The sequence below is a fragment of the Aciditerrimonas ferrireducens genome (assembly GCF_023130475.1).
Classification (GTDB): Bacteria; Actinomycetota; Acidimicrobiia; order Acidimicrobiales; family UBA8190; genus Aciditerrimonas; species Aciditerrimonas ferrireducens.
Genome location: NZ_JAKHEX010000011.1, coordinates 69,378 through 77,359 on the forward strand (window position 1 = coordinate 69,378; position 7,982 = coordinate 77,359).

Sequence of the window (7,982 nt, forward strand, 5' to 3'; positions counted from 1 at the left end):
TAGGATCCAGGCCGCCCATGGCCTCTCGTCCCGCACCCTCCGACGCCGCCCCGGCGGCAACGCCTGCGCCCCGAGCCGGCCGGCTGATCGGGGTCGGGGTCGGGCCCGGCGACCCGGCCCTCGTGACCCTCCAGGCCCTCGAGACACTCCGGTCGGCCGACCGGGTCGTGGCCCCGGTGAGCGCCCCCGACGCGCCGGGCCGGGCCGAGTCCATCGTCCGCCAGGTGGCCCCGGAGCGGCGGGTCGTCCGCCTGGCGGTCGAGATGCGGGGACCCGAGGGCGGCTACGGGCCGGCGGCCGAGCAGGTCCTGCCCTGGCTGGACGCCGGGGAGACCGTGGCCTTCGCCACCCTGGGCGACCCCAGCATCTACTCGACCTTCCCGGCGTTCGCCGCGGCCGTCCGGGCCCGGCGCCCGGCCACGACGGTCGAGTGGCTGCCGGGCATCTGCGCCTTCCAGGCCCTCGCCGCCCTGACCGGCACGGTCCTGGTGGACGGCACCGAGTCCTTGAGCCTCGTGACCGCCCTCGACGGGCCCGGTCACCTCGAGGAGGTCCTGGCCCGCTCCGGGGGGGCCGTCGTCGTCTACAAGGGGGGCCGGCACCTGCCGGCGGTAGCAGCCAGCCTGGCCGCCCGGGGCCGTCTCGCCGGGGCGGTCGCCGGCGAGCTGCTGGGCCTGCCGGGCCAGCGCCTCGGCCCCCTGGCCGAGCTCGCCGACCAGCCCGCCGCCTACCTGTCGACGGTCCTCGTCCCCCCGGCCCGCTCCGGGCAGCCGACCCCCGACGCCCCCGAGCCGTGAGCGCGAGCGGCCTCATCAGCTTCGTCGGGGCCGGCCCGGGCGCACCCGACCTCGTGACCCTCCGGGCCGCCGACCGCCTCGGCCAGGCCGACCTCGTCATCTGGGCCAGCTCCCTCGTGCCCCGGGCGGTCCTCGCCCACGCGCGGCCCGGTGCCGAGGTCCTGGACTCGGCCGGCATGACCCTCGAGGACGTCCTGGCCGTCTACCGGGCCCACCCCGAGGCCCGCATCGTCCGGCTCCACTCCGGCGACCCCGCCGTCTACGGCGCCCTCCAGGAGCAGCTCGACTGGTGCCGGGCCGAGGGCCGGCCCTTCGAGATCGTCCCCGGGGTCTCCTCGCTCGCCGCCGCGGCGGCGGCCGTCGGCCGGGAGCTGACCGTGCCGGGGGTGGCCCAGAGCGTGGTCCTCACCCGCCTGCCCCAGCGGACCGCAGCGAGCGTGCCCCCCGGCGAGTCCCTCGGGGCCTTCGCCGCCACCGGCTGCACCCTGGCGGTCTTCCTCTCGGCGGCCCGCCCGGCGGCCCTCCAGGAGGCCCTCCTCGCCCCGCCCAGCGCCTACCGCCCCGACACCCCGGCGGCCATCGTGGTCCGGGCCAGCTGGCCCGACCAGCAGGTGGTCCCGACCGAGGTCGGCCGGCTCGCCGAGGACCTGCGGGCCACCGGCCAGACCACCACGGTCCTCGTGCTCGTCGGCGACGCCCTCGCCGAGGGCGGCCGGCGCAGCCACCTCTACGCCCCGAGCTTCGCCCACCGTTTCCGGCGGCGTTCCCTGCCCGGGTCGACCCGGGGACGGCCCGCCCGCCGGGCCCGGGGAGCGGACCGTGCCTGAGCCCGGCCCGCCCCAGCTGACCGTCGTGCCGGGCGAGGCCCCCGGCACGGTGGCCGTCGTGGGCCTCCTCGGCGACAGCCTCGCCGGCCTGCCCCTCGAGACCCGCAAGCTCGTCGCCCAGGCCCGCCTGGTGGCCGGCGGGCAGCGGCACCTGGCCGCCTGGCGGCGCTGGCTCGGGGACCGCTCGGCCCAGGAGGTCGGCGCGAAGGCGGTGCCGACCCTGGCCCTCGAAGGGGACCTCGAGGGGGCCGTCCAGGCCCTGGCCCACCGCGCGGTCGAGGACGGCCAGGACGTCTGCGTGCTCGCCTCGGGGGACCCGGGGTTCTTCGGCATCACCCGGACCCTCCTGCGGGTCCTGGACCGCCAGCGCCTCCGGATCGTGCCGGCCCCCTCGGCGGTGGCCGTGGCCTTCGCCCGCCTCGGCCTCCCCTGGGACGACGCCGTGGTCGCCTCGGCCCACGGCCGGCCCCTGGCCGACGCGGTCCGGGCGGTCCGCCTGGCCCGGAAGGCCGCGGTCCTGACCTCGCCCGAGCACCCGCCCCAGGCGGTCGGCCAGGCCCTGGTCGAGGCTGGGCTCAGCATGGACCTCGTGGCGGTCTGCAGCCGGCTGGGCTGCGAGGACGAGCGGGTCATCGAGCTGGACCTCGCCCAGCTGGCCCACGGCCGCTTCGACCCGCTCTCAGTCGTCGTCCTCGTCGGGCCCGGGGGCCTCCAGTCGGTCGGCTGGGGCACCGGCCCGGCCGGGGCCGCCGGGGGCAGCCTGGAGCGGAGTCGGACCCTGGCCTGGGGCCTGCCCGAGTCGGCGTTCGCCCACCGGGGCGGCATGGTGACGAAGTCCGAGGTCCGCTCGGTGGTCCTCGGCAAGCTGGCCCTGCCGGCCGCCGGGGTCCTCTGGGACCTGGGGGCCGGCAGCGGCTCGGTGGCCGTCGAGGCCGCGCTGGTCAGCCCCGGCCTCACGGTCTTCGCCGTCGAGCAGGACCCCGAGGCGGCCGCCCGGGTGGCCGAGAACGCCACCACCATGGCCGCCGGGGTCCACGTCGTGGTCGGGGCGGCCCCCGAGGCCCTCGCCGACCTGCCCGACCCCGACCGGGTCTTCGTCGGCGGCGGCGGCATCCCGGCCCTCGACGCCGCGCTCCGGCGCCTGCGGCCGGGGGGCCGCGTGGTCGCCACCTTCGCCGCCTTGGACCGCGCCGCCCAAGCGGCCGAGCGACTCGGCCGGATGGTCGAGGTCACCGTGTCCCGGGCCCGTCGCCTCCCCGACGGGGGCTGGCGCCTGGCCGGGGCCAACCCGGTCTTCGTCGCCTGGGGGCCGGCCGACGACGAGGACGCCCCGGCCGCCGAGCCCGGCCCGAGCGCCCAGCCGTGACCGGGCCGATCCGGGCCCTGGCGCTGACCCGGGCCGGTGCCGCCCTCCTCGAGCGCCTGCCCTACGAGCGCCACGTCGGCGACCTCGGCGGGACCCTGCGGGCCCACTGGCGGGACAGCGCCGGCTTCGTCGTCGTCGCCGCCGTCGGGGCGGTGGTGCGCCTCGTGGCCCCCCTCCTCGGCGACAAGGTCGAGGACCCCGCGGTCGTCGTCCTCGACGAGCAGGGCCGTTTCTGCGTGCCGGTCCTCGGCGGCCACGCCGGGGGGGCCAATCAGCTGGCCCAGGAGGTCGCCGCCCTGCTCGGCGCCGAGCCGGTCCTCACCACCGCCTCCGACGCCGCCGGCTGGCCAGCCCTCGACGACTTGCCCGGCTGGACGGTCCACGGCCCCCTGGCCGCGGCCCAGCGGGCCCTCCTCGACGGGGCCGCCCTCGTGGTCGACCAGCGCCTCCCCTGGCCCCTCCCCGGCCGGCTCGGGGCCCTGGCCGTCCCGGCGCCCGAGGCCCCCCCGGGGGACCCGACCGTGGCGCTGCGGGTCGACGACCGGGCCTGCCCCCGGTGCCTCCCCGGGCCCGGCGCCCCCGAGGACCCGGCCGGGACGCTCGTGGCCCACCCCCCGAGCCTCGTGGTCGGCCTCGGCTGCGCCACGAGCGCCGACGCCGCCGAGGCCCGGGCCCTCGTCCAGCAGGTCCTGCTCGACGCCGGGCTCAGCCCGGCCTCGGTGGCCCAGGTGGCCACCATCGACCGTCGGGCCGAGCACCCCGCAGTCCGGGCCCTCGGCCGGCCGGTGCTTGCCTACCCCCCCGAGGCCCTCGCCGCCCAGCCCGTCCCCCACCCCTCGGCCCAGGTGGCGGCCGCGGTCGGCACCCCGAGCGTCGCCGAGGCGGCTGCGCTCCTCGGGGCCGGGCCGGCCGCCGAGCTGCTCGTCCCGAAGGTCGCCCGGGGCGACCTCACCGTGGCGGTGGCCCGCCGGCCCCGGCCGGTCGGCCGGGTCACCGTGGTCGGGGTCGGGCCCGGGGCCCCCGAGCTGCGGACCCCCCGGGCCACCGCGGCGCTGCGGGCCGCCGAGGTGGTCGTCGGCTACGAGCCCTACCTGGCGCTCTGCCGGGACGCCCTCGGGCCCGGCCAGGACCTGCGGCCCTCCCCCATCGGCCAGGAGCTCGACCGGGTCCGGACCGCCCTCGAAGCCGCCCGGGCCGGGCGGCGGGTCGCCCTGGTCTGCTCGGGGGACCCCGGGGTCTTCGCCCTGGCCTCGCCCCTCCTCGAGCTCGCCGCCCAGCCGCCCTACCAGGACGTGCCGGTCGACGTCGAGCCGGGCCTCACCGCCGCCCTCGTGGCCGCCGCCCGCCTCGGCGCCCCCCTCGCCCACGACTTCTGCTGCCTCAGCCTCTCGGACCTCCTCACCCCCTGGGAGCGCATCGAGGCCCGCCTCGAGGCGGCCGGCCGGGGCGACCTCGCGGTCGTCCTCTACAACCCCCGCTCCGCCCGCCGCACCTGGCAGCTGCCCCGGGCCGCCCAGCTCCTCCTGGCGCACCGGCCGGCCGAGACGCCCGTCGGGGTGGCCAGCGATCTGGGCCGCCCCGAGGAGCGGGTCCGGCTCGGCACCCTCGCCGAGCTCGCCGACCCGGCCGGGGCCCTGACCGGGGCGGTCACCATGACCAGCCTGGTCGTCGTCGGCGCCAGCACCACCCGCCGCCTCGGCGACCGGCTCGTCACCCCCCGGGGCTACCCCTCGGCAGGCGAAGCCCCGTGAGCGGCCCGGTGAGCGGCACCGGCCCGGCCCGGCTGCTCGTCGAGCTCAGGCCCGAGCGCTGCACCGCGTGCGGCTGCTGCCTGGTGACCTGCCCGACCCGGGCCCTGCGGGCCGGCCCGGGCCGACCGGCCCTGCCCCGGCTGCTGGCCGACCGCTGCACCGGCTGCCTGGCCTGCGTGGAGGTCTGCCCCCGGGACGCCCTGGCGCCCGTGCCCGCCGACCCCGGGGCCGACCTGGAGGTGCCGGCGTGACCGGCGGGACCACGGGCGAGCCGCCGGTGCACCCCATCGAGGCCGAGAGCTACCGCATCCTGGCCGAGCGCCTGGACCTCGAGGCGTTCCCCCCCGACCTGCGCCCCCTGGCCGCCCGAGTGGTCCACGCCACGGCCGACGAGGACCTGGGCCGGTCCCTGCGGGCCACCCCGGGAGCCACCGAGGCCGGCCTCGCGGCGCTGCGGGCCGGGGCCCCGGTGGTCTGCGACGTCGAGATGGTCCGGGCCGGCCTGAGCGGGGTGCCGGCCCGCTGCTTCCTCGACCAGGCGGTCGCCGGGCCCGGCGGCTGGCCGACCCGCAGCGCCCGGGCCGCCGAGCTGGCCGCCGCCGCGTGCCCCGAGGGAGCCCTGGTGGTCGTGGGCTGCGCCCCCACCGCCCTGGCCCGCTGGCTGGACCTCCTCGAGGAGGGGCGGGTCCGGCCGGCCCTCCTCGTCGGCCTGCCGGTCGGCTACGTCGGGGCCGCCGAGCAGAAGGCCCGCCTGGGCCGGCTCGCCGAGGCCGGCGTGGTCGAAGCGGTCTGGAACCTCGGGCCCCGGGGCGGCTCAGCCGCGGCCTGCGCGGTGGTCAACGCCCTGGCCCGCTTAGCCCGCCGCTGACCCCCCGAGCCGGTCCCCCCCGGGCCCCTCCGCCCCGAGGACCGCGGCGAGGCGCCCGAAGGCCGCCGGGGTCCGAGCCCCCCACCAGAAGAGGTCCTGGCCATCCACGAACCGCACCGGCGCCACCGACGCCAGCTCGGCCCGGTGACGCTCCCCGAACGGGTAGGGCTCGGAGGGGGCGAGGACCAGGTCGGCCCGAAGCGCCCCCCACTCGGCGAGCGGCAGCGCCGGGTAGCGGTCCGGGCCCGGGGGGGCGCAGACCTCCACGCCCAGGCGACGGAGGAGGTCCCCGGCGTAGGTGGCGGGGCCGAGGAGCATCCAAGGCCGCCGCCAGATCGGCACGAGGACCCGCCGGGGCCGACCACCCGGCGGGGGGAGCTCCCCGAGGCGCTCGGCGAGCGGCGCCGGCGCCGGCAGGCCGAGCGCGCCGGCCACCCGGGCCAGGTCCCGGTCCAGGTCCGCCACGGACCGCACCGCGGTCGTCACCAGGGCCAGCCCGGCGGCCGCCAGGGCCTCGGCGTCCTCCCGCCGGTTCTCCTCCTCGTCGAGCACCACGAGATCCGGGGCCAGGGCCCCGATGGCCGCCAGGTCCGGGTTCTTCGTGCCCCCGACCCGGCGGGCGCCCGGCACCGGCGGGCAGAAGCGGCTGCAGCCCACCGGGGCCAAGCCCCACGCCAGGAGGGTCTCGGTGACCGACGGCACCAGGCTCACCACCCGCGGCCCCGTGGGCCCGTCGGGGGCGGCGGACCGGCTGGCGGTCGGCACCGGGCCTAGGCGCTGCGGCGTTCGGCCATGGAAGGCAGCGCCGCGACCTCGGCCGGGCCGGTGGCCTCCTCGGTCTCGCAGCGGGCGCAGAGGTAGCGCTCGCCGATCCGACGGGTCACGGCGTGCTCCCGGCAGCGGTCGCAGCGCCGCCCCACCACGAAGGTGGTCGAGGCGCCCGGCGTCGGCCGGTCCAAGAAGGTCAGGCGGTCCTGCGCCGCCTGGGACAGCACCCAGCGGTCCTGCCCGTCCCCCTCCCGCCGTTCGACCAACCCGAAGGTCAGCAGGTCCCGCAGCAGCGGGTCGAGCTGGTGGACGAACGGCTGCCGACCGATCTCCTGCATGGCCCCGAACCTCCTCCTCGGCGCGGCCAACCCCTCTGACACCGCACTTCTGAGCATGCCCCCGTCCGGTCCTGCGCGGGGACCGCCCTGCCGGGATGGTAGGGGGACCGGCCGGCCGGTCGAGCCGCGGGCCTCACTCGGGGAAGGTCACGCCCAGCTCGGCCGCCTTCGCCGCGGCCTCCTCCGGCCAGATGTTCTTCACCAGGAACAGGTCCCGGGCCAAGAGGTAGCCCGGGGCGAGCTCCTTCATGTAGCGCTCGAAGTAGAACAACTGCTTGCCGACCAGCATGAGCTCACGGGGCACGCTGGCCCCCATCTGGCGGGCCAGGTCCAGCTGGGTGCTGAAGAGGTCCGCCAGGTCCACCGAGCGGGCGTCGGCGTCGAGCACCGGGGCAGTGGCGGCCTGCAGGATCCGGCCCAGGCTCTCGTCGTCCCCCAGGTCCTCCCGCAGGACCCCGAGGCGCTTGTAGTTCCGCACCACCCGGGCCCAGTCGTCGTCGATCATGAAGGTCCGGAACAGGTCCTTCACCATGGCCCGCCAGGCCGGCGGCAGCTCCCCGGTGATCCCGAAGTCCAAGAAGGCGGTCCGGCCGTCGTCGAGCACCCAGATGTTCCCGGCGTGGGTGTCGGCCTGGAACGGGCCGTGGCAGCAGACCGCCTCCAGGCCCACCTTGAGGCCCCGGCGCATGAGCAGCTCCCCGTCGACCCCCCGGGCCCGCAACACCGCGAACTCGTCCACCGGCACCCCGAAGAGCCGCTCCATGCAGATCACCCGGGGGCCACAGCGCTCCGGGTAGACCTCGGGGGCGGTCACGAAGCGGTTGTCACCGAAGGCCCAGATGTTGCGCCGGAACGCCTCCTGGTGCCGGGCCTCCTGCTCGAAGTCCAGCTCCTGGACCGTCACCAGGTAGAGGTCCTCGACCATGCCGGTCAGGTTCAGCCGCCGGCCCGCCTCGGTCCGCTCGGCCAGGCGGGCCAGCACCATGGCGATGCGCAGGTCGGCCAGCATCCGGGGCCGGATCCCGGGCCGCTGGACCTTCACCACCGCCTCCCGCCCGTCGGGCAGCCGGCAGCCGTGCACCTGGGCGATGGAGGCCGACGCGAGGGGCCGCTCCTCGAAACCGGCGAAGAGCTCCTCCAGGGGCCGGCCCAGGTCCTCCTCGATGATCCGCCGGGCCAGCGCCGTCGGGAACGGCGGCACGGCGTCCAAGCAGCGCTCGGCCGCCTGGGCCAGGGGCGCCGGGAAGACCCCCGGGGCCGAGGCCAC

At 78.5% G+C, this 7,982-nt stretch carries 9 protein-coding genes; 6 read left to right on the top strand and 3 right to left on the bottom strand.

Translation table 11 applies throughout. The annotated features are described in order from the left end of the window. Positions 1-17 precede the first annotated feature (17 nt). The 6 genes from cobI to Acit_RS07980 are packed head-to-tail and all read left to right on the top strand — an operon-like array spanning position 18 to position 5,609. Positions 18-797 (top strand): precorrin-2 C(20)-methyltransferase, encoded by a 780-nt coding sequence (gene cobI / locus Acit_RS07950; protein ID WP_248107816.1) that lies wholly within the window; start codon positions 18-20, stop codon positions 795-797. Next, positions 794-1,624 carry a precorrin-4 C(11)-methyltransferase gene (cobM, locus tag Acit_RS07955; RefSeq protein WP_248107817.1) on the top strand — a complete coding sequence of 277 codons (831 nt, stop codon included), beginning with the start codon at positions 794-796 and terminating at the stop codon, positions 1,622-1,624. Before cobI ends, cobM begins: the two co-directional genes overlap by 4 nt. Continuing rightward, positions 1,617-2,990, top strand: coding sequence for a precorrin-6y C5,15-methyltransferase (decarboxylating) subunit CbiE (gene cbiE / locus Acit_RS07960; protein ID WP_248107819.1), 1,374 nt, complete (start codon positions 1,617-1,619; stop codon positions 2,988-2,990). Before cobM ends, cbiE begins: the two co-directional genes overlap by 8 nt. Then, positions 2,987-4,741, top strand: coding sequence for a precorrin-3B C(17)-methyltransferase (gene cobJ / locus Acit_RS07970; RefSeq protein ID WP_312710234.1), 1,755 nt, complete (start codon positions 2,987-2,989; stop codon positions 4,739-4,741). Before cbiE ends, cobJ begins: the two co-directional genes overlap by 4 nt. Continuing rightward, positions 4,738-4,992: an ATP-binding protein gene (locus Acit_RS07975; protein ID WP_248107821.1), complete on the top strand. Its 255-nt coding sequence runs from the start codon at positions 4,738-4,740 to the stop codon at positions 4,990-4,992. The genes cobJ and Acit_RS07975 overlap by 4 nt, the downstream gene beginning before the upstream one ends. Next, positions 4,989-5,609 (top strand): precorrin-8X methylmutase, encoded by a 621-nt coding sequence (locus Acit_RS07980; RefSeq protein WP_248107823.1) that lies wholly within the window; start codon positions 4,989-4,991, stop codon positions 5,607-5,609. The genes Acit_RS07975 and Acit_RS07980 overlap by 4 nt, the downstream gene beginning before the upstream one ends. Here the strand turns inward: Acit_RS07980 and Acit_RS07985 are convergent. The 3 genes from Acit_RS07985 to Acit_RS07995 form a co-directional block, all read right to left on the bottom strand. Then, a complete protein-coding gene (locus Acit_RS07985) occupies positions 5,595-6,374 on the bottom strand; it encodes a helical backbone metal receptor (protein ID WP_248107826.1) in 780 nt (259 codons plus the stop codon). The two genes, Acit_RS07980 and Acit_RS07985, sit on opposite strands and share 15 nt — an antisense overlap. 5 nt (positions 6,375-6,379) lie before the next feature. Then, a complete protein-coding gene (locus Acit_RS07990) occupies positions 6,380-6,715 on the bottom strand; it encodes a hypothetical protein (RefSeq protein ID WP_248107828.1) in 336 nt (111 codons plus the stop codon). A gap of 133 nt (positions 6,716-6,848) precedes the next feature. After that, the coding region (locus Acit_RS07995) for an ABC1 kinase family protein (RefSeq protein WP_248107830.1) at positions 6,849-7,982 on the bottom strand (1,134 nt) is incomplete at its 5' end.